Genomic DNA, 21,365 nt, shown 5'->3' with positions numbered 1-21,365 from the left:
CGCGTCAGCTCCGGGCACCGCGTGCGACCCCACGGAAGACAAGGAGCAGTCATGAGTAACACGCCCCTCCTGGAGGGACTGCACGTCGTCGATCTCGCGAGCTTCATCGCCGGGCCCGCCGCGGCCACCGTCCTCGGTGACTTCGGCGCCGACGTCGTCAAGGTGGAACCCCCGCACCTGGGCGACGCATACCGTTCGCTCAGCCGCATCCCTCCCAACCCCCAGGTCGAAGGGGTCAACTACCCCTGGCAGCTGGACAACCGCAACAAGCGCAGCATCGCGCTCAACCTCAAGTCGCCCGGCGCCCGGCCCGTGCTCGAGAGTCTGGTGCGGTGGGCCGACGTGCTGGTGACCAACTTCCCGCCGCATACGCGCGAGAAGCTGGGCCTGGACTACGACGCTCTGGCCCCCCTCAATCCCCGGCTGATCTACGCCGATGTCACCGGCTTCGGCGAGGAAGGTCCGGATGCGCATCTGCCCGGCTTCGACGTGACGGCGTACTGGGCGCGCAGCGGCCTGATGGACCTCACACGCCAAAGGGACGTGCCGCCGGCCATGACGGCTTTCGGATCGGGCGATCACTCCACGGCGATCACCCTGTTCGCCGGGATCATGACCGCGCTGTACCGGCGGGAGAAGACCGGCCAGGGCGCACGGGTCACAGCCTCGCTGCTCGCCGAAGGCGCCTGGGCGGCGAGCATGTGGCTGCAAGCCGTACTGGTCGGGGCGAAGCCCCCCCGCCCCATCGACCGGTCCGACCCGCCCAACGCGCTCGGGAACACGTACCGCACGGCAGACGACCGCTGGATCGTCCTCGTCTTCGTCAACGAGGACAAGCAGGTCCCGCTCTTCCTCAAGGCCATCGGTCATCCCGAGGCAGCGGAGAACCCCCGCTACGCCGATACCCCGAGCCGCCGCGCCCACGCCGCCGAGATCGTTGCCCTGCTGGACAAGACATTCGCGACTCGCTCCCTGGCCGAGTGGCGCGAGCTGCTCGACGCCGCGGGCCTCACGTACGGAGTCGTCCAGACGCTCGATGAGTGCGCCCAGGACCCCCAGCTCCACGCCAACCGGGTGTTCGTGCCGATCGACGACGGCAGCGATGACCCGCACCTGACCATCGACAGCCCCGTCCGACTGGACCAGGAACAGAAGGTCCGTCCGGGCCCGGCCCCCGACCTGGGCGAACACACCGAGTCCGTGCTCCGCGACCTCGGCTTCGACGCCGCCGGAATCGAGGAGCTGCGCAAGGCCGACGCCGTCGACTGAAGCCACTGCTCAGCAGCGCCACGGAAGAAGGGAACCACCATCATGACCACGGCCACGGACACGCCGACCGTACGGACTGCGGAAAACGACGGCATCTTCATGATCACGATCGACCGGCCGAAGGCTCGCAACGCCATCGACGGGGCCACCGCCCGGGCCCTGGCCGCCGCCGTCGACCGCCTCGAGGCCCGCGACGACCTCAGGGTCGGCATCATCAGCGGGGCGGGCGGTGTCTTCAGCGCGGGCATGGACCTCAAGGCCTACGCGGCCGGAGATACGCCCATCATCGAAGGACGGGGCTTCGCGGGGATCACCCGTGCCGAGATCAAGACCCCGCTCATCGCCGCCGTCGAGGGCTATGCGCTGGGCGGCGGAACCGAGATGGCGCTCGCCTGCGACATGATCGTGGCCGCGCGGAACGCCACCTTCGGGCAGACCGAGGTCCACTACGGCATCGTGCCGCCCGAAGGAGGCATGGTGCGCCTGCCCGAGCGCATCCCGCGCAACATCGCCCTGGAGCTTCTGCTCACGGGCGAGCCTCTGCCCGCTGAGCGCGCCGAGCGATTCGGTCTGGTCAACTACCTCACAGAACCGGGCCAGGCCCTGAAGCGGGCCGTGGAACTGGCCACCAGCATCGCGAACAACGCGCCCCTGGCCGTGGCAGCCGTCAAACGCGTCGTCAATGAGCGGCGGGCGTTCAGCGATCAGGACGCGTTCGTCGAGCAGGACCGGATCGTCGCACCGGTCCTTGCGTCCCACGACGCGCAGGAGGGCGCCCACGCCTTCGCGGAAAAGCGCCCACCGCACTGGCAGGGCCGCTGACACCGGCCCCGCCCGACAGGTGTTTGCGGGCCCCGGCCCGGGGCCCGCAAACAGGCACAGCCACCTGCGCACCGCAAGAAAGGGCGCCCACCGCATTGGCGGGGCCGCTGACACCGGCCCCGCCCGCGGCAAGCCGATTCCGGGCCTTGCCGTTGCCCCTGCCTTCCGACGGGCATGGTCGGCTACGCCAAAGCCTCTCGAACGAGCTGGGCCCCGGCCATTCGCGTGGCCGGTCCGCTGCCACCCACATCGCCAGTGACGGCATCACCGACCATCACCGATGTATTCATACGGGGCTGACGCGAAGGAGCGTCGAGCCGAGGTACTCAACGGCGAGCAGTGCGACTTCCAGATCGGTGTGCTCTTGCTGGACGGGGTATCCAAGGATTTCCTCGGATTTCCGAATGCGGTACTGCACGGTGTTCTTGTGGAGAATTTGAGCGCTCGCAGTGGCGGTGTAACTGCAGCCGGTGCCCAGGAATATCCGCACGGTCTCCCGAAGCCGTGCGCTGTTCTCGTCATCGACGGCCAACGGACCAAGGACGCCCCACACCCACGCGCGCATGTCGTCGACGTTCGTAGCCATCAAGGCGATGGGACCGACATGGGAGAAGTTTGTGAACTGGGGGGCTGGATTGGCCACTGCCGCAAGTTCCTGCGTGCGCACTGCCTGCCGATGCGTGGAGCGGAATCCCTCGATTCCGTACCCCATGCACCCAGCGCACACGCGCACGGAAGGATCGCTGCGCTCGACCACATGCGAAAGCTGCTTCCAGGAGACGTCGTTGCGCGAGCCGAACGGCAGCCAAGCCCAGGACAGGACTGCGTCTCGGGGGACGAACAGCGGCCTGGCGGGGCAGTCGAGCTCCTGGCCGATCTCATTGGTGATCCGGTGGAGTCGAGCAAGTTCCTCACCCCCACCCGTCAGTGTGGGCAACCAGGCCATCAGCCCGAGGTGATGCTGCTGGAGCCGGTAACCAAGGGCTGGTTCAGCCCACTTGAGGTCGACGTCCTTCTCGGTGAGGATGTCTCGCACGCGCGCGGCGCGCGCGGCGGTCTGGCTGAGGAGCCAGTGATCGCGTTCCTGTTGGTAGACCACGATGACATGCTCGGTTATCCGGTCGATGTAACCGAAGCTCACCTGCAGCATGCGCCGGTTGGTCGCGGTCGCGAGATCCTCGTCGGCGTCCTGTCGGTTGAGTTCGTCCAGACACCACTGCAGAAAACGCCAGTGGCCGATCCTGTAGGCCCTGACCATCGCGCTGAGGGAGATGCCCCTCTGAGCCAGCCTCCTGGCGTACTCAAAAGCAGCTGAAGGCCCCTCGATCTTGTCCAGGGGCATGTCGTTCTCGAAAATGTGCAGCAACGTGGCGACATTTTCCGCGACGCTCGCCTGCAGAATCTTAATGACGGTTGCGTCGCCTCTGAGCTCCGGGATCTCGGCAATAACATACTGCCCTACGTCGCGGCTGACCTCCGGGAGATGTGACCCTACGTTCCCCGCGACCACGGACAGTTGTTTTGCGGCCTCTGGATGCTCCGCAGCCATACGTCAACCTTACAGGGTGGTCCGTGACCTATCCGCTTCTTCGGGACGCGATGGGCCGCACTCCGGCGAGCCTGCGCGAATACCGCCGACGGATTGGTTCATCGGCACCAATTCCAACCCGAAGGTCGTATCGCGCGCCCAGTGGTTGTCGTGCGGTCCACGCCTAGCCTCTGGTTACTGACGGGACCCACCGGCGCACGATCTGGGGGAATCGACTCGCCTTTAAGCCGTTCTTCGCAAACGTCCTAGTCCAGGGGTGATCGGCGTTGGCCAGGATTGTCCGAGGCACTGGAGAGGTGCCCGACTCTGCGATCGCGATGATCGACGGCGAGGGGACGCTGGTCGGTTGGACGAGCACCGCGCAGCGGCTTGTCGGTTACGTGGCCGGGGAGGTGGCGGGCCGGCCCGCCTGGTTGGTGCTGCTGTTTCTCCAGAACGGGCTTTCCGCGGTGGAGGTCGCGGGATCGGGGCGGGAGTCGCTTCTCACCCGCACGCCGATCGGCATCGTCGTGCGGGACTTGGAACTGCGCGGCGCCTGGGTCAACGACGTCATCGAACTTCAGGACGGCGTCCCCGCTCTTCAACGCACCCTGCTTCCGCACGGCTTGAGGGACAGAGCGGCGATCGAGGCGGCCTCGCGCTACCTGTCGGCCGACGCGGACCACGGTGTTGGAGGCGACTGGTTCGATGTGATCTGGCTGTCCGGCGCCCGGGTGGCGCTTGTCGTCGGGGATGTCGTCGGGTGCGGCATCACCGCCGCGGCGACCCTGGGAAGGCTCCGAACGGCCATACGCATGCCGGCGGACATGGACTCGCCCCCCGACGCACTGCTGTCCCACCTCGATGACAGGGTCCGGCGACAGGCAATCGAGGCACTGCCGACCAAGTCACCAACCGACGACGTCACCCTGCTCCTGGCCCGGACCCGTGCTCTGAATCCGTGCCGGACCGTGTCCTGGGACCTGCCCCGGAACTCGGTCGTCGCAGGTGGGGCTGCCGCTGGACAACGGGCGGCAAGCTCGTCCGGGCTGAACAAGATCTGCCCGGGCACGATGGAAAGGATCTGGCATGAACCTCGCATCTCACGTGCTGAACAGCGCCCGGATTCATCCGGATCGCGCCGCGCTCCGTCTGGGAGACGCCGCTGTCTCCTATCGCGCGCTCGACCAGGGCAGCGCCCGCATGGCCGGACTGCTCCACAGCCGTGGCGTGAAGCCCGGGGACCGAGTTGCGATCATGCTGCCCAACGTCCCGGAGTTCGCCCTCGCGTACTTCGGCGTACTCCGCGCCGGCGGCATCGTCGTGCCGATGAACCCGCTGCTCAAGTCCCGTGAGGTCGCCTACTACCTCGGCAACTCAGGGGCCCGGCTCCTGTTCGCCTGGCACGCCTTCGCCGATGAGGCACGGACTGGTGCACAGCAGGCCGAGGCCGAGGTGGTCGTCGTCAGTCCCGGCTCATTCGACGAGCTGCTGATGTCCGCCGCACCCGTCGAGGATCTGACCGACCGGCACGAGGACGACACCGCCGTGATTCTCTACACCTCGGGGACGACCGGTCAGCCGAAGGGCGCCGAACTGACCCACGCCAACCTCACTCGCAACTGCGACATCGTGGGCGCCGAGCTGTTCCAGCTCACCGCCGACGACGTGATCTTCGGTGGACTGCCACTGTTCCACGCGTTCGGACAGACCTGCACTCTCAACGCCGCCGTCGCCTCCGGCGCGTGCCTCACGCTGCTGCCGCGCTTCGACGCGGCGAAAGCACTGGCAATCCTCGGCGAGCACGGGGTGACCGTCTTCGCCGGGGTGCCGACGGTGTTCAGCAGGCTGTCGCGGGAGCCCGACCGAGACGCCTACCCCGTCCCCCGACTGCGCGTGGCTCTCACCGGCGGCGCGGCGATGCCTGTCCAGGTGCTGCACGACTTCCAGGCCGCGTTCGACTGCGTCGTGCTCGAAGGGTATGGACTGTCGGAGACCTCGCCTGTCGCCTCGTTCAACACCCTGCAGGCCGGACCCAAGCCCGGTTCGGTCGGCATCCCGATCCGGGGCGTCGAGATGCGGGTGGTCGACAACGGCACGGAGGTACCGGACGGGGAAACCGGTGAGATCGCGATGCGCGGGCACAACGTGATGAAGCGGTATTGGCAACGCCCCGAGGAGACCGCCGCCGCGATCCGGGACGGTTGGTTCTACACGGGCGACATCGGCCGGGTCGATCAGGACGGATACTTCTGGATCGTCGGACGGATGAAGGACCTGATCATTCGGGGCGGGTACAACGTGTATCCCCGCGAAGTCGAAGATGTGCTGTACGAGCATCCGGCGGTCGCCGATGCCGCGGTCATCGGCCTCCCCAGCCCCGATCTGGGTGAGGACGTCGGGGCGGCGGTCGTTCTCAAGCCGGGCGCCCGAACGACAGCCGAGGAACTGCGTGAGTACGTCAAGCGGCAGGTTGCCGCCTACAAGTATCCGCGGAAGGTATGGATCGTGGACGCGCTGCCGAAGGGACCAACCGGCAAGATCCTCAAGCGGGAGATCGTCCCGCCGCCCGAGCCGGGCAGGCGATGAGGTGACTGGGACTGGACGGGTCTGCGATCTGTCCTACGCCCGAGCCGGTGCCTTCCTCGCTGACGGAAGACCTGTTCGATGCCGTAGACGAGGCGGTGGGCTTGGGGCCCGCCAGATCCTCTCGATCGATATGCGCGGGGCGGGATGAGAGCCGGCCGGACTCCACCCGAACTGTTTTTTCGCGCCGGTCACCGGATTCACTCCTACTTGAGGCCGCTGAGCATGACGCCGCGGATGTAGTGCTTCTGCAGCAGCAGGAAGAGGATCAGGACCGGCAGGATGCTCAGGACGAGGCCGGCCATGACGATGGGCATCGTGCGGGTCGGGTCGACGTAGTCCTGGAGAAGCTGGATGCCGACGGGCAGGGTCATCACGTCCGGGTTGGCGGTCGAGATGAGCAGCGCCCAGATGTACTCGTTCCAGGCGTCGACGAAGGTCAGCAGCCCGAGCGTCACCACGACCGGCATGGTCTGCGGCACCACGATCCGCCACCACACGGCGAACTCGCCGGCCCCGTCGATGCGCGCGGCCTCGAGGACCTCGTCCGGGATCGAGACCATGAACTGGCGCATCAGGAAGATCCCGAAGCCGTTGACGAGGAACGGCATGGCGAGCGCCGCGATGCTGACGGTCAGGCCCGCGCCGCCGCGCCCGAACAGGTCGTTGCCGCCCGCCAGCGGCCAGTGCACCAGGATCAGGAAGTGCGGGATGAAGAAGAGGAACGGGGGGAACATCATCGTCGACAGCACCAGACGGAAGATGAAGTTCCGGCCGGGGAAGCGGAGTTTGGCGAGCGCGTAGCCGGCGAGTGACGACGTGAGCAGCACCGATCCGGTGATCACGGCGGTGGCGATGACGCTGTTACGGAAGAGCACCGGCAGATCGAGCTGATCGATCGCCGCCCGGTAGTTGGACAGGTCGAACGCCTCGGGCAGGAACCGGTACGGCAGTGTGCCGGACTCGCCAGGCCCCTTGAAGGACGTCATCACCATGTCGAGGAACGGCACCACCGTGAGCACGGCGCCGGTCACGACCACCAGATACGACAGCCACGGGAAACGGCGGCGGATCATGCGTCCTCCCCCTTGCGCCGGAAGATCCACAACTGCACCAGGGTGACCAGGAGGACCACCACGAACAGCACGAAGGCGGCGGCGCTCGCAGTGCCCCAGTCGCCATACGAGAAGGCCTTCCGGTACATCTCCAGCGCGGCCACATTGGTCGCGTCACCCGGCCCGCCCTTGGTCATCACGATGATCAGCGCGAAGGACTGCAGGCCGGTGAGGAACTGGGTGATGCACACGAAGAGCAGGGACGGCCGCAGCAGCGGCAGTGTGATCTTCCAGAAGACGGTGACGGGCCCGGCGCCGTCGAGCGCGGCGGCCTCGTAGTACGACTCGGGAATGGACTTCAGCCCGGCGGTCAGGACGAGGATCGCCGTGCCGACCGAGGCCCAGGCCTGTACGACCACGACCGAGGGCAGCGCGGTGTCCGGGTCCTGGAGGAACGCCACCGAGCCGAGACCGAGGGCGTTGAGGACGCCGTTGACGAGCCCGCCCGGCTCGTACATGTACTTCCATACGTTGCCGACGGCGACGACGGTCGTGACGATGGGCAGGAAGTACAGGGTGCGCCACAGCCCCTGGAACCGCAGGTTGTCGATGCAGGTGGCGACGAGCACCGAGCCGGCGAGTGCGAGGGTCACGGTGCCCAGGGCGAACAGCAGCGTATTGGTGAGGATCGGCGCCAGGAAGGTCGATCCGTTCGTGAAGAGGCCGGTGAAGTTGTCCAGGCCGACCGGATCGATGTCGCCGAGGTCGAACCCGGCCCAGCGAGACATCGACAGCAGCAGCGCGAAGCCGAGCGGCAGGATCAGGAAGACCGCGAAGAACAGCAACGTCGGCGCCAGGAAGAGGTAGGCGACGACAACCTGGCGGCGCCGGGTCCGGCTGCGGCCGTCGACGGCGGGCGCGGCGGACCGCGGGCTGTGCGCCCGCTCGGTCGTCTCCGGCGCCAGGGTGTTCACCATGAGCGCGACACCTCCTGATCGACCTGACGGCGGATGGTGCGCAGTGACTCGTCGACCGACTGCTGACCGGTCCACAACGCCTCGATGTTCTTGCGCAGCAGCGATTTGGCCTGCTGCGCGCCCGGCATATTCGGCTCCGGCACCGCGTACGCCAGCGCGTCCAGGAACGGGCGCAGATTCGGATCGCTGCCCTCGCTCAGGAGCGTCCGCATGTCGTCGGCGCGGCCGGTCAGGGAGCCGACCGACACCTGCAGGGAGCTCATCCGGGTCGCTGTCGCGCCCTTCTTGGCGCTCTTCACGCTCACCTTGTCGGTGTTGAGCCAGCGCAGGAACTCCCAGGCCTCGCGCGGGTGCTCACTGGCCGCGTTGACCCCCAGCATGAAGCCGGTGGAGAGCGTGGCGCGCGCGTCGTCCGCCTCGGGGACGGGCAGCGGCGCGACGCCGACATCGCGGTAGTCCTTGCCCATCTGGGCCTTCAGGCTCCCGGTCCACCAGCCGGCGCTGACCACCATGGCCACCTGCCCGGACTGGAACGCCTTGTAGACGTTGACGCCGGGGGCGCTCGCACCCTTGACGACGAGGCGGTGCTCCAGATCGAACACGGCCCGGCCGGCCGGCGAGTCGATGGCGGTGCTCCTGCCGTCCGCGGAGACGAACGCTCCGCCGGCGGCGTTGAGCAGGGCGAGCGTCTGGCCGACGGTGGTGGAGTCGTCGTAGGTCGACAGCCCGAACCCCTGGACCAGCGTGTTGCCGTACGGGTCCCGCTTGGCGGTGCGGTAGGCCGTCTCCTCCAGCTCCCGCCAGGTGCGCGGAGGGCCCTCGACGCCGGCCTCGCGCAGCAGCCGCTTGTTGTAGTAGAGGGCGTACGTCTGCACCTCGGTGGGGTAGCCGTAGACCTTGCCCCCCACCGACGAGGAGCCGACCGCGGCCTTGCCGTAGCCGCGCGTGATCTCCTCGGCGTGCTCGGCGGGAGCGGCCCGCAGGACGCCGGCTTGGACGAGCTGGCCGTTCCACAGGCAGTACGGCTGGATGATGTCGGCGCCCTGGCCCGCGGCCTGCCGGACCATGAACGTGGTCAGCAGGTCCGTGAACTCGACGGCCTTCGTCCGCACCTTGACCCGGTCGTGCGTGGCGTTCCACTCGTCGACCGGGCCCCGCAGCGCCTCCTTGAGCGCCCCGCTCGCGTAGTGGGAGAGCAGGGTGAGGACGATCGGATCCCCGGGCCGCCCAGTGCCCTGGTGCGGCGCGGCGCATCCGGAGGCGAGCAGCGCCGAGGGGAGCGCGAGCGCGAAGTGACGGCGGCTCAGGCCGGCGGTGCGGCGTGACGGCGTCATCCGGCGGCCTCCCGGCGCATCACGCGGAACACCCGGGTCGTGGTGAAACCGGTCTTGCGGTACAGGTGGCCCGCCGGGGACTGCTCGCCGGTCCACAGGAACCACGCGGAGTGCGCACGGCGCGCCCGCATCCGTTCCAGGACAAGGTGGAGGAGGACTTCTCCGAGTCCGGTGCCGCGCATGTCCTCCAGCACACCGATCGGGCCGAACCGCTCGTCCACCGACTCGAACGCGCCGTGCATCGCCCAGCCCACCATGCGGCCCGAAGGGTCCCGGACGACGACGATCCGGTCGAGCGGCGTCCCCGCGGCCAGACAGTCCCGGATCGTGCGCGCCCAGTCCGGGCCGAAGTGGTTTCCGGCGAGCGCGAACAGGTCCACCAGATCGTCGTCGGACGGGGTGGAGAACCGGTAGCCCTGCGCCGTCAGTTCGTCCAAGCGGCACGCGACATCCTCCGGGAAGCGATAGCCGACCAGGCGGCGGTCCATCGCCGCCGCCTCGTACAGAGTGCGAAAGCCCAGGGACTCAAGGAGCCCGGCCGCCTCCGGGTACGCCTCGGCGTCCAGGCCGGGGAAGACGTAGTTCGGGGTGTACGAGGAGAAGTCCACCCGGGTGCGGCCGTGGCGGTGCAGCCAGTCGAGGGCGTCGGTCAGCAGCCGGCGGCCGAGACCGCGCCCGCGGGCGGCCGGGTCGACGAAGAAGAACGGGATCCAGCCCTGGTCCGGCTCCAGGTCGGTGCCGGCCATCGGCGTCAGACGGCGCACCGCGTAGGCGGCGCCGACGACACGGTCGCCGTCGAGGGCGACCCGAAGCCCCTCAGGATCGAAGTTGGCGTCGAGCAGCACCAGGGAGCGGAAGCGGTCCGGGGTGATGGGGTCGGCCGGCGCACTCCGGCGCCACGCCTCCACCAACAGCGGGCCGTCGCCCACGCGATAGCCACGAAACTCGGTCCGGGATTTCGTCGTGCGATCGGTCATCGACGGGGTGTCCTTCCATACGCAGGTCGCGGACGGCGTCGAACGTCGCCCGCAGCACTGCCTCGGTCTGGTGCGGGGTGCTCTGCGCCACGGCGATCAGGACGCAGTCCACGACGGCGAGTTGGGCGACGCCGCCGGCCATCGCGCCCGAGCGCGGTCCCGCTTGGCGTACCACCGTGGTGAGGACGGCGTCCGCGGTGTCGGCGACGGGGCTGGGCGCGGTGTCGGCGACGGGGCTGGGCGCGGTGTTGGCGAGGGCAGCGGCCAACGCGTCGCGGGGGCGGACCAGGCGGAGGACCCTGACGGTCTCGGGCGTGGTCCCCCGAGTGGGACACTCCGATGTACACGTCGCCGTCGCCGACCAGCCCGGCCGCGGCCGGCGCCTTTTGGGAGAGCTCGGGGTAGCCCCGGGGCGCGAGGGCACGGTTGAACCGGACCACCGTCGTCTCGGAGGTGTTGCGGGCCGCGGCCGGCTCGGCGACGGTCTGCCCGACCACCCCGGGCCGGGTCCGCCAGGATGTGGTCCGCGATCCGCTGCCTCGGCGGGGCCAGTGCGGCCTGGTCGGCGCGGATGCGCAGCAGGGCCTCCGGGGGCGGCTGTTGAGTCTGCCTGAGCGTCCGCTCCATTCAGGGGCGGAGCAGCAGGTCGCAGCGGTGGGGCAGCAGGTGTCAGGGGTAGAGCAGCACGTCGTCGCCGGCCCACCGGCTGGGCGGCGCCGGCGGATCGCACCGCGGTAGCGGGTCGTCGCCCGCGTCGACGGCGCGCCGCAACCGGTCGGACCCCCACAGCAGGTCGATGAAGTGACGGTGGCCGGTCCCCTCCACGCCGCCGTCGGCGGTGCGCCAGGCGAAGTTGTCCGGGTACAGCCGCCGCAGCGTGGCGAGCATCGCGACGGCGGTACGCACGGGAGCGAACGCCTCGCGGTCGGTGATGTGGAGCTGGACCCCGCGTAGCGGCCGTCCGGCGTATTTGTGGAAGGTCGGTACGTACCGCAGATCACGGAAGTGCACTCCCGGCAGGGCGAGTTCGGCGAGCGAGGGTGCGAACCGCGCGTCGATGTACGGGGCCCCGACGATCTCGAAGGGCTGCGTGGTACCACGGCCCTCTGAGAGATTCGTCCCCTCGAACAGGCAGGTGCCGGGGTAGACGGTGGCAGTGGCGGGCGTCGGAATGTTCGGCGAGGGCGGGACCCACGGCAGGCCGGTGGCCTCCGCGTCCATGGCGCGCTGCCAGCCGACAGCCCCGATCACCGTCAAGTCAGCGGCTCTGCCCGCTATTTGGGGCACAATCGAGGCGTTGAGATACCGGGCGAGTTCGCCGCAGGTGAGGCCGTGCCGGACGGGTACCGCGGCGCGCCCGACGAAGCTGGCCCACGCCGGGTCGAGCAGCGGGCCCTCGCTGACGAGTCCACCGAGGGGATTCGGCCGGTCGGCGACCACGAACCGTACGCCCGTACGAGCCGCCGAGACCATCAGGTCAAACATGGTCCACACGTAGGTGTAGAACCTGGCCCCGATGTCCTGCAGGTCGTACACCAGTGCGTCGACGCCGCTGTCGAGCAGCAGTTTGTCGAGGCGCTCGCCGCCGCACCGGTATGTGTCGTGGACCGGCAGGCCGGTGGTGGGGTCCGCCTGAGCGGCCTCGCTCTCGCCGGCCTGGCCGGTACCGTGCAGCCCGTGCTCGGGACCGAACAGGGCGACCAGCCGCGCGCCGGCCTCGAGCAGCGCGGGCGCGGCCGGGCGCAGGTCGGGGAGGACGCCGGTGTGGTTGGTCACCAGCCCGAGCCGGCCGGGCCCCGCAATTCCGGGCGACGCGTGCAGTCGTGCGATCCCGGTCGTCACCGCGACGCGGTCGTCCGTGCTCATCCTTCGCCCCCGTCTGCCGGTGACCTCTCGAAGCGGTGGCTGGAAATTTACTTGTATGTCCTGGAATTTTGCAATTACACACCAACGTTCGTGCCGAAGGCGGCCACGGCATCTCTTGCGGCGGCCGGAGCGGCGCGGCAACGCGAGGAGCGCCTCTGGCCGCCCGGCGGCCGTCACAGGAGCCTGATGCGCGCCGACGAGCGGGTCAGGCGCGCAGGCCCTTGAGCCCGTCGTAGGCGGCCATCACGACTTCGACTCCCCGGTTGTCGTCGCCGGGCTCGAGCATCTGGTTCGTCACATACGACACCGCCATGCGGGCGTCGGGCTCGATCATGACGATCGAGCCGCCCCAACCGCCCCAGCCGTAGGTGCTGCCGAACAGGCCGTAGCCCAAGCCCCAACGCATGGGCATGCCCAGGATGCGGTCCTCGCCGCTGAACTGCTCCTCCCACGCGCGGTCACAGCCCGCCTGGGACAGCAGCCGCACACCCCGCACCGTTCCCCCGCGCGCCATCACCGACTGCACGAGCGCGACCGAGCGGGCATTGCCGAATCCGCTCGCCGCGGGGATCTGCGCGCGGCGCCAGGCGACGCTGTTCCCGTCACGGACCCGCATCGGGGTCCCGGCGGCGGGGGTTGCGGTATGGCCGGGCGCGCTCGCGAGGTAGTCCTCGTCCTGCGACGGCGGCGGGATCGAGAGCGCGACCCGGGCGTCGTGCTCGGCGGCCAGCCCGATGTGGAAGTCCGCGCCCAGCGGCCCGGTCACCTCGTCGGCGAAGAACTCGCCCAGGCTGCGGCCGGTGATCCGGCGCACGACCTCGCCCACGAGGAATCCCTGGGTGAGCGAGTGGTATCCGGCCGCGGTGCCCGGCTCCCACTGCGGAGCCTGTGCGGCGAGCCGCGCCGTGGCGGACGGCCAGTCGTAGAGCTCCTCGACCGTCCCGTCCCAGTCGGGCAGTCCCGCGGTGTGCGCGAGCAGGTGTCGCACCAGCACCCCGTCCTTGCCCTCCGCTGCGAACTCCGGCCAGTACCGGGTGACCGGCGCGGCCAGGTCGAGCTCGCCGCGGTCGGCCAGGATGAGGGCGCACAGCGCCGTCATCGTCTTGGTGACGGACCAGACGCCTGTGATCGTGTCGCGCTGCCACGGGATCGTGCGGCCCGCGTCGGCGAATCCGCCCCAGACGTCCACCACCGGCTCGCCGTCCACGTAGACCGCCACCGAGGCGCCCACGTCCCCGGCGTCCAGCAGTGCGGCCAGCGCGCCGGGCACCGCGGTGAACAGGTCATCGTACGATCCCTGAATGTCGGCCATGCCCGAAATTAGCCCGCACCGGACCGCCGGGGTCAACCGAATTTGCGGCCCGACGCCGCGTCAGACATGCGTGCTGGGCGCCGACATCACTAGGAATCCTGGTCACGCGCGGCCGTCGCCTTCTCCTTCTCCCGCCACCACCAGAGCGCAACGGCCCGGTGGTCCTCGTCGAAGGCGGCGTTCAGAGGCCCTCCCCGATCGATCGCCGCTTCGAGGCGTGGATCGTCGCGCCGCACGAGACCGTACGCGGCCTCCCAGCAGGGCCCGCACCGCCTCTGCATCCCCCGCCCGGACCGCCGTCACGAGCCGTCTGTCGAGCCCGCCTTCGCCCATGCTGCCGCCCCCGCCGTCACCCCTCATAAGGCAGCCTTATGAGGTCATAGCCCCGACCCACCTACAGACTTAGGCTTGCCTTAGCTTAGGCTTCCCGTCGAGTCCCCCTGCCCCTGCTCGAAGGGAACCTGATCATGCCTCGCCCCCTGCGGGTAGCCATTGTCGGTGCCGGCCCCGCCGGCATCTACGCCGCCGATGCGCTGCTGAAATCCGCAGTGGCCGCCGAGCCCGGTGTGTCCATCGACCTCTTCGAGCGGATGCCGGCCCCGTTCGGCCTGATCCGTTACGGCGTCGCCCCCGACCATCCCCGGATCAAGGGCATTGTGACGGCCCTGCACCAGGTGCTCGACAAGCCGCAGATCCGCCTCTTCGGCAATGTCGACTACCCGCGCGACATCAACCTGGACGACCTGCGCGCCTTCTACGACGCGGTGATCTTCTCCACGGGTGCGACGGCCGACCGGGCGCTCGACATACCCGGCATCGACCTCGACGGCTCGTACGGCGCGGCGGACTTCGTCTCCTGGTACGACGGACATCCGGACGTCCCGCGGACCTGGCCCCTGGAGGCGGAGAAGGTCGCCGTCCTCGGCGTCGGCAACGTAGCGCTCGACGTGGCGCGCGTCCTCGCCAAGACCGCGGACGAACTGCTGCCGACCGAGATACCGCAGAACGTCTACGACGGCTTGAAGGCCAACAAGGCCCTGGAGGTCCACGTCTTCGGCCGCCGTGGCCCGGCGCAGGCGAAGTTCAGCCCGATGGAGCTGCGGGAGCTGGACCACTCCCCGAACATCGAGGTCATCGTCGACCCCGAGGACATCGACTACGACGAGGGCTCGATCGCGACCCGGCGCGGCAACAAGCAGGCCGACATGGTCGCCAAGACGCTGGAGAACTGGGCCATCCGCGATGCCGGAGACCGGCCGCACAAGCTGTTCCTGCACTTCTTCGAGTCGCCCTCCGAGATCCTCGGCGAGGACGGCAAGGTAGTAGGCCTGCGCACCGAGCGCACCGCCCTGGACGGCACCGGCAACGTCAAGGGCGCCGGCGAGTTCAAGGACTGGGACGTCACGGCGATCTACCGCGCCGTGGGTTACCTCTCCGACAGCCTGCCCAAGCTGCCCTGGGACGTCGAGTCGGGCACGGTCCCGGACAAGGCCGGCCGGGTGGTCGAGGAGACCGGCGAGCACCTGCGGTCGACGTACGTCACCGGCTGGATCCGGCGCGGACCTGTCGGCCTGATCGGTCACACCAAGGGTGACGCCAACGAGACGGTCGCCAGCCTGCTGGACGACTACGCGGGCGGCCGCCTGCAGGAGCCCGTTTCGCCCGCCCCCGAGGCCGTCGACGCGTTCCTCGGCGAGAGGGACGTCCGCTACACCACGTGGGAGGGCTGGTACCGGCTGGACGCCGCCGAGAAGGCGCTGGGCGAACCGCAGGGCCGCGAGCGCGTGAAGATCGTCGAGCGCGACGAGATGCTCGACGCGAGCGGCGCCTGAGTCTTTCCGGACCCCGAGCGGGGCGGTTTTGAACGCGTTCAAGTAGGGGCGTACGCTCCTGCCATGAGCGACAGAGCCGCCCTGCTCAAGGGCATCCGCGCGTGGCTTGTCATCTTCGTGGTGTGCCTGGTGCTCAGCGGCGCCACGGCCTTCCCCCTGGTGCACGAACTCCACTGGACCGAGGGCCTGTTGAGGTCCCTGTCCGTGCCCGAGCAGCTGCCCGTCCTGATGGACTGGATCGAGCGGGTCCGCCGCGGGCTCGACGCCACCGACGCGAAGTACCCCTTCCTGCTCTACGGCACGGACTGGCTGGCCTTCGCGCACCTGGTCATCGCGGTCGCCTTCTACGGGCCGTACCGCGATCCCGTCCGCAACATCTGGGTCGTCGAGTTCGGCATGATCGCGTGCGCCGGAATCGTCCCGCTGGCGCTGATCTCCGGGCCGCTGCGCGCCATTCCCTTCTGGTGGACCGTCATCGACATGTCGTTCGGGATCTTCGGGGTGATCCCGCTGTATCTCGTACGGAAGAAGATCAAGCGGTTGGAGGCGCTCACCCCGTATCCCGCAGCAGCTCTCGCTACTTGAGTGCCGCCGGCGCGATCCGCCGGGCGACCGGATTCATCTCCTCGCCCTTCGCGTCGGTCGAGTTGACCGAGTGGACGAGGGTGCGGGAGAGGTCCCGGGTGGCCGCGACCACCGCGCTGTAGCCGTAGCGGGCGCCCGACTTGAGCCAGTAGACCGTGCCCTTGTACGCGAAGCGCTGGAGCCCGGCGCTCATGTCGGCGCCCTCGATGCCGGAGGGCACGGTGAACATCTCCTCCAGCTGCGGCTCGGGAACCAGATCGCCCCGGAAGAGATGGGTGATCAGGCGCTCCAGGTCCGCCGTCGTGGAGACCATGTCGCCCGCTGCCCACCGGTCCGCCTGGTTCCAGTCGGTGACATCCACGAACTTCGTCGTGCCGTCGGCCCGCTTCACCGCCTGGTAGCCGTGGTTGTGCGGCCCGTGGATGCGGGGGTCGGTGCCCGGGAAGTACGTATGGTGCATCCCGGCGGGCCCCAGGATCCGCCGGGCCGCCTCGTGCGCGTACGGATGCCCGGTCACCTTCTCGATCAGCATGCCGAGGATCGTGTAGTTGATGTTCAGGTAGTCCTGCTGAGCGCCCGGCGCGAACTCCGGTCCCTTCGCCACCGCCGACGCCACGACCTCCTTGGGCGTCAGGGTGTCGAAGCGGTGCGCGTACGCGTCCTCGAAGGAGTCGCCGAAGCCGTCACCGGCCTGGATCCCGCTGGTGTGGTTCAGTAACTGTCGTACGGTGACGGGCTCGAAGGCGGGCGTCAGGAGACCGGGCAGATAGCGCTGGACCGGCGCGCCCAGCTCGACCTTGCCCTCGACGGCGAGCTGGAGCACGACCGCGGCGGTGACGACCTTCGTGGTGGAACCGGCGCGGAAGAGGGCGCCCGGGTCGGCCTTTCGGCCGCTGTCCAGGTCGTGCACGCCCGCGCTGCCGCGCCAGCTGCCGTCGGTGCCCCCGACCCGTACGAGCGCCGCGGCCGCATCCGCGTCGGGGAGCCCGGTGAGCGCGGCGCGCAGGGCCTCGGCGTTGGGTCCGGCCGTCCGCGCGGCGCCGTGGACGCCGGGCGAGGCGAACGCCGGTGCGCTCAGCGGCCCGGCGGCTAGACCGAGGGCGAGGGCGGCGGAGAGGACAACGGCGGTGCGGTGTAGGAACATTGAGCGCTCCTGTGGACGGTGTGGACGGCCTGGACGGTCTCGCAGTCGAAGTCGATGTTCATCCTCCGGCCGTACGCGACCCCCGGGATCCTCACCAAGGAGGGCGCCGCCCCCCGGTGCGGGCCCAAGGGGCGCCCTTAGGGGTCCGGGGGGATTTCCCCGAGGGAGCTTCGAGAGTTCCGCCGCCACCCGCCTCCGCGAAAAAGTGTTATCGCGACACGGTGTCCCCCGTCTCCCCATCCGGACGTGCCTTCGTCCCTCACAGCGGCGGCTGCGAAAGTACGTTCCGAGGACGAGGTGACCGTGGGAAGGACGTACGTGGACGGGCGGCAGTGGCGCTCCACCATCGCGGCCGCGCAGGCGGGTGACCGGCGCGCGCTCGACGAACTGGTCACGGGCTGGCTGCCCCTCGTCTACAACATCGTCGGCCGCGCCCTGAACGGCCACGCCGACGTCGACGACGTCGTGCAGGAGACCATGCTGCGGGCCGTCGACAACCTCGGCTCGCTGCGCGATCCGGACAGCTTCCGGTCCTGGCTGGTCGCCATCGCGATGCGACAGATCCGCGACCGGGCGCGCCGCCGGACCTCCGAGACGCTCGACGACGGCGCCGGCGAGCAGGCCGCCGACTTCGCCGAACTCACCGTGCTGCGGCTCCATTTGGAGGGGCAGCGGCGCGAGGTCGCGGAGGCGGTGCGCTGGCTCGATGACGAGGACCGTCAGCTGCTGTCGCTGTGGTGGCTGGAGGTCGCGGGCGAACTCACCCGGCGCGACCTCGCGGCGGCCGTCGGCATCAGCCGGCAGCACGCCGCCGTCCGCGTCCAGCGGATGAAGGAACGCCTGGAGACCGCGCGCGGGATCGTCCGGGCGCTCGACTCGTCCTGCCCCGACCTGTCCGAGGTGACCGCCCGCTGGAACGGGCGGTCCGACTCGGTGTGGCGCAAGCGGCTCGCCCGGCACATCCGGGGCTGCGCCTCCTGCTCGGGTGCGCGCGAGGCGGTCGTACCGGCCGAACGGCTCCTCGTCGGCATCGCGCTCGTCCCCGTACCGGTCGGCTTCACGCTCTCGCTGGCCCTGGGCGGCAAGACGGCGGTGGCCGCCACCGGCGCAGGCTGGTCCGCCAAGGTGATCGGCGCGCTCACGAAACCGGCGGTCGCGGTGACGGCGGGCGCGACGATCGCCGCGGGGGGCGCGTACGTCGTGACGCAGGCCCCGGACAGACCGCCCCCGCGCGCCGCCATCGCCCCGACGGCGGCGAGCACGGCCCGCCCGCCGTCCCGGACAGCGTCCGCGGTGGTGACTCCGCCGCCGTCCAAGGCCGCGGTGGTCTCGTACGGCACGGTCGTCGACGCCGTCGACCGGGTCCCTGCCCCGACCGCACAGCCCGCGGCCCCGCCGCACCGGCCCGAGTCGGGGCTCACCAGCAGCGGCGGCCCGAAGGCCGTGATGCAGCACCGCGGAGACAGCGTGACGCTCAAGGGTCAGGGCTACGTCCTGGTGCGCTGGCAGATCTCGCCGAAGAGCCGGCCCGGCTCGCTGGTCATGCCGACGTGGACCGGTCTCGAGGGGAAGATCTTCCATGTGGCCTCGGGCGGTGGCCGACGGATGGACGACCTCCTCTCGGGCAGTCCCGACGGCTACGCCACCGGCATGGGCGGGCCGAGCATCGGATACGCCGTACTGCCCGCCGGCACCCAGCAGATGTGGCAGAACGAGTATTTCTATCTCGACGGCACCGTCACCCTCACGCAGAACGAGCGGGGTTGCGACTACGGCCTGATCGTCTTCCCGTCGAGCTGGGACGAGATGAACAAGGACGTCATGACCGGCCCCGCCCAGGGTGCCATCCGCTACGGCCTGACCCGCGACAACGGCGAGGACACGGCTCCGGTACCCCAGTACGTGACCCGCTCCACCCCCGCCGACCCGGCGACCGTTCCCCAGCCCTCCGACGTCGGGTGACTCAGGCCTTGCGCAGGGCACACAGCGCGTCGATACGGTTGGTGGTGATCGAGTCGACGCCCACGTCGAGGAGGCGTCGCATGGAGCGGCGGGTGTCCGGGGTCCACACGGACAGCAGATAGCCGTCGCGGTGGACACGGGCGGCGAATGCCCGATCGACCAGTCCGAAGCGGTAGTTGAGCCAGCGCGGCCGTACGGCTTCGAGCAAGGCGGGGCGCGGCGGCGCGAGGGTCGTCCAGGTCAGTGCGATCTCCGCGGCGGGGTCGGCGGCGCGCACCGCGAGCATGGCGGGGGCGCCCGCGCAGTAGTACACCCGCTCTCGCGCCCCCCACTCGCGGACGACGTCGACGATCCGGCGTACGGCCTTGCCGTCGGCCGCACCTGGCAGGTCGACCATGATCCGGCTGTCCCCGGTCGCGGCGAGCGCGTCCACGAGCGTGGGAACCCCGCCGGCGGTGAGCCCGCGCACCTCGTCCCAGGACAGCGAGAGCAGCGGCCGTTCCCGCTCCCACAGTCGCTTCAGTGTCTCGTCGTGCAGCAGGACGGGTACGCCGTCACGGGTCAGCCGTACGTCGATCTCGACCGCGTCCGCGCCCAGTTGGAGCGCGGAACGCAGCGAGTCGATCGTGTTCTCGCGGACGCGGTAGGGGTCGCCGCGGTGGGCCACGGCAGTCACGGTGCGCATGGGCCCATTGTGAAGGTTCGGTGCCGCGAGCCGGCTCGTGGGGGAGTGGTGGTCACGCGACGCGCGCTCTCGGACAGCTGGGCCAGCCTGATCCAGTGCGTGGGTGGGTCAGGGCGCCAGCCAGGTCGAGGCGTACGTGTCGATCTCCTCGGCGAGCTTCGTCTTGCCGGCCTCGTCCAGGAACGACGCCTCGACCGCGTTCTTGGCGAGCGCGGCGAGGCCCTGCTCGTCGAGGTCGAGGAGACGGGCGGCGACCGCGTACTCGTTGTTGAGGTCGGTGCCGAACATCGGCGGGTCGTCGGAGTTGACGGTGACGCGCACGCCGGCCCGCACGAACTCCTTGATGGGGTGCTCGTCGAGGGTGCGGACCGCGCGGGTGGCGATGTTGGAGGTCGGGCAGACCTCCAGGGCGATGCGGTGCTCGGCGAGGTGGGCGAGCAGCTCCGGGTCCCGCGCGGAGCTGGTGCCGTGGCCGATGCGCTCGGCGCGCAGATCGTTCAGCGCGTCCCAGACGGTCTCCGGCCCTGTCGTCTCACCGGCGTGCGGCACCGACCGCAGTCCGGCCGCGATCGCACGGTCGAAGTACGGCTTGAACTGCGGCCTCGGTACGCCGATCTCGGGGCCGCCGAGTCCGAAGGAGACGAGTCCCTCCGGCCGCAGCCGGTCGTCGGTCGCGAGCCGCAGGGTCTCCTCGGCGGCCTCGAGCCCCGCCTCGCCGGGGATGTCGAAGCACCACCGCAGTACGACACCCAGCTCGGCCTCCGCGGCCTTGCGGGCGTCCTCGATCGCGTCCATGAAAGCGAGCTCGTCGATGCCTCGGCGGGTGGAGGACCACGGGGTGATGGTCAGCTCGGCGTAACGGACCTGCTGCCGGGCCATGTCCCGCGCGACCTCGTACGTCAGCAGCCGTACGTCCTCCGGCGTGCGGATGAGGTCGACGACGGACAGATACACCTCGATGAAGTGGGCGAAGTCCGTGAAGGTGAAGTAGTCCACGAGCGCCTCGGGGTCGGTCGGCACCTTGGAATCGGGGTGTCGGGCGGCGAGGGTGGACACGATCCGCGGGGAGGCGGAGCCGACGTGGTGCACGTGCAGTTCGGCCTTGGGCAGTCCGGCGATGAAGGCGTGCAGATCGCGTGCGTCGCCGCGTGCGGTGCTGAGGTCGGTCAAGGGTTCCTCCCCGGAACGGCGTCCCCCGAAGGTGGTCGACGGGACGCGGGTGATCGGCTGATCGTTGACTCGGGGATCATCGTAGGCGGCGCCTCACGCGGGGCGGCCTCGGGCCGTAGCATGACGGAACGTACGAGACGGAGGGGGACCCCGCGCATGCCCGACGACGCCCAGACTCCGGAAGAGCCACGCGACACAACCGCGTGGACTCCCCCGGGCCAGGGGACGCCGGCAGCGCCGGGAGACGGGGAGCCGGGCAGC

At 69.8% G+C, this 21,365-nt stretch carries 16 protein-coding genes and 1 pseudogene; 7 read left to right on the top strand and 10 right to left on the bottom strand.

Features of this window, described 5'->3' with window-relative positions; translation table 11 throughout:
* Positions 1 to 51: 51 nt before the first annotated feature.
* Both AB0D27_RS10765 and AB0D27_RS10760 read left to right on the top strand, forming a co-directional pair.
* Positions 52 to 1,269: a CoA transferase gene (locus AB0D27_RS10765; RefSeq protein WP_362505184.1), complete on the top strand. Its 1,218-nt coding sequence runs from the start codon at positions 52 to 54 to the stop codon at positions 1,267 to 1,269.
* Between the two features lie 42 nt (positions 1,270 to 1,311).
* Positions 1,312 to 2,091, top strand: coding sequence for a crotonase/enoyl-CoA hydratase family protein (locus AB0D27_RS10760; protein WP_362505181.1), 780 nt, complete (start codon positions 1,312 to 1,314; stop codon positions 2,089 to 2,091).
* A gap of 286 nt (positions 2,092 to 2,377) precedes the next feature.
* Here AB0D27_RS10760 and AB0D27_RS10755 read toward each other — a convergent pair whose 3' ends face one another.
* A complete protein-coding gene (locus AB0D27_RS10755) occupies positions 2,378 to 3,640 on the bottom strand; it encodes a helix-turn-helix domain-containing protein (protein WP_362505179.1) in 1,263 nt (420 codons plus the stop codon).
* A gap of 578 nt (positions 3,641 to 4,218) precedes the next feature.
* Here AB0D27_RS10755 and AB0D27_RS10750 point away from each other — a divergent pair.
* Positions 4,219 to 4,512: pseudogene (locus AB0D27_RS10750) on the top strand (SpoIIE family protein phosphatase); the annotation flags it as partial.
* 196 nt (positions 4,513 to 4,708) lie between these two features.
* Positions 4,709 to 6,208 carry a long-chain fatty acid--CoA ligase gene (locus tag AB0D27_RS10745; protein ID WP_362505176.1) on the top strand — a complete coding sequence of 500 codons (1,500 nt, stop codon included), beginning with the start codon at positions 4,709 to 4,711 and terminating at the stop codon, positions 6,206 to 6,208.
* Between the two features lie 203 nt (positions 6,209 to 6,411).
* Here the strand turns inward: AB0D27_RS10745 and AB0D27_RS10740 are convergent, their stop codons facing one another.
* From AB0D27_RS10740 to AB0D27_RS10715, 6 genes are all read right to left on the bottom strand, one after another.
* A complete protein-coding gene (locus tag AB0D27_RS10740; RefSeq protein WP_362505173.1) occupies positions 6,412 to 7,281 on the bottom strand; it encodes a carbohydrate ABC transporter permease in 870 nt (289 codons plus the stop codon).
* Positions 7,278 to 8,237 (bottom strand): sugar ABC transporter permease, encoded by a 960-nt coding sequence (locus tag AB0D27_RS10735; RefSeq protein WP_362505170.1) that lies wholly within the window; start codon positions 8,235 to 8,237, stop codon positions 7,278 to 7,280. The genes AB0D27_RS10740 and AB0D27_RS10735 overlap by 4 nt, the downstream gene beginning before the upstream one ends.
* Positions 8,231 to 9,571: an ABC transporter substrate-binding protein gene (locus AB0D27_RS10730; protein ID WP_362505167.1), complete on the bottom strand. Its 1,341-nt coding sequence runs from the start codon at positions 9,569 to 9,571 to the stop codon at positions 8,231 to 8,233. The genes AB0D27_RS10735 and AB0D27_RS10730 overlap by 7 nt, the downstream gene beginning before the upstream one ends.
* Positions 9,568 to 10,548: a GNAT family N-acetyltransferase gene (locus tag AB0D27_RS10725; protein WP_362505164.1), complete on the bottom strand. Its 981-nt coding sequence runs from the start codon at positions 10,546 to 10,548 to the stop codon at positions 9,568 to 9,570. Before AB0D27_RS10725 ends, AB0D27_RS10730 begins: the two co-directional genes overlap by 4 nt.
* Positions 10,549 to 11,217: 669 nt before the next feature.
* The gene (locus AB0D27_RS10720) at positions 11,218 to 12,414 is read right to left on the bottom strand and encodes a DUF1343 domain-containing protein (RefSeq protein ID WP_362505161.1); all 1,197 of its coding nucleotides are present in this window, start codon (positions 12,412 to 12,414) and stop codon (positions 11,218 to 11,220) included.
* Between the two features lie 205 nt (positions 12,415 to 12,619).
* Positions 12,620 to 13,726 (bottom strand): serine hydrolase domain-containing protein, encoded by a 1,107-nt coding sequence (locus tag AB0D27_RS10715; RefSeq protein WP_362505159.1) that lies wholly within the window; start codon positions 13,724 to 13,726, stop codon positions 12,620 to 12,622.
* Positions 13,727 to 14,193: 467 nt separating this feature from the next.
* On the opposite strand from AB0D27_RS10715, the gene AB0D27_RS10710 reads away from it, so the two are divergent.
* Positions 14,194 to 15,558 carry an FAD-dependent oxidoreductase gene (locus tag AB0D27_RS10710; RefSeq protein ID WP_362505156.1) on the top strand — a complete coding sequence of 455 codons (1,365 nt, stop codon included), beginning with the start codon at positions 14,194 to 14,196 and terminating at the stop codon, positions 15,556 to 15,558.
* Between the two features lie 63 nt (positions 15,559 to 15,621).
* Positions 15,622 to 16,143 (top strand): hypothetical protein, encoded by a 522-nt coding sequence (locus tag AB0D27_RS10705; protein WP_362505153.1) that lies wholly within the window; start codon positions 15,622 to 15,624, stop codon positions 16,141 to 16,143.
* On the opposite strand, the gene AB0D27_RS10700 is transcribed toward AB0D27_RS10705, so the two are convergent.
* Positions 16,136 to 17,287, bottom strand: coding sequence for a serine hydrolase domain-containing protein (locus tag AB0D27_RS10700; protein WP_362505151.1), 1,152 nt, complete (start codon positions 17,285 to 17,287; stop codon positions 16,136 to 16,138). The two genes, AB0D27_RS10705 and AB0D27_RS10700, sit on opposite strands and share 8 nt — an antisense overlap.
* Before the next feature lie 297 nt (positions 17,288 to 17,584).
* Here AB0D27_RS10700 and AB0D27_RS10695 point away from each other — a divergent pair, with 297 nt between their 5' ends.
* Positions 17,585 to 19,249: a sigma-70 family RNA polymerase sigma factor gene (locus AB0D27_RS10695; RefSeq protein WP_362505149.1), complete on the top strand. Its 1,665-nt coding sequence runs from the start codon at positions 17,585 to 17,587 to the stop codon at positions 19,247 to 19,249.
* A gap of 1 nt (position 19,250) precedes the next feature.
* On the opposite strand, the gene AB0D27_RS10690 is transcribed toward AB0D27_RS10695, so the two are convergent.
* A complete protein-coding gene (locus AB0D27_RS10690) occupies positions 19,251 to 19,934 on the bottom strand; it encodes a glycerophosphodiester phosphodiesterase (RefSeq protein ID WP_362505147.1) in 684 nt (227 codons plus the stop codon).
* A 108-nt stretch (positions 19,935 to 20,042) separates the two neighbouring features.
* A complete protein-coding gene (locus AB0D27_RS10685) occupies positions 20,043 to 21,158 on the bottom strand; it encodes an adenosine deaminase (protein WP_362505351.1) in 1,116 nt (371 codons plus the stop codon).
* Positions 21,159 to 21,365: the final 207 nt, after the last annotated feature.

Source organism: Streptomyces sp. NPDC048415, from assembly GCF_040651675.1.
GTDB lineage: Bacteria > Actinomycetota > Actinomycetes > Streptomycetales > Streptomycetaceae > Streptomyces.
This window is presented reverse-complemented; position numbering and strand designations above follow the sequence as displayed.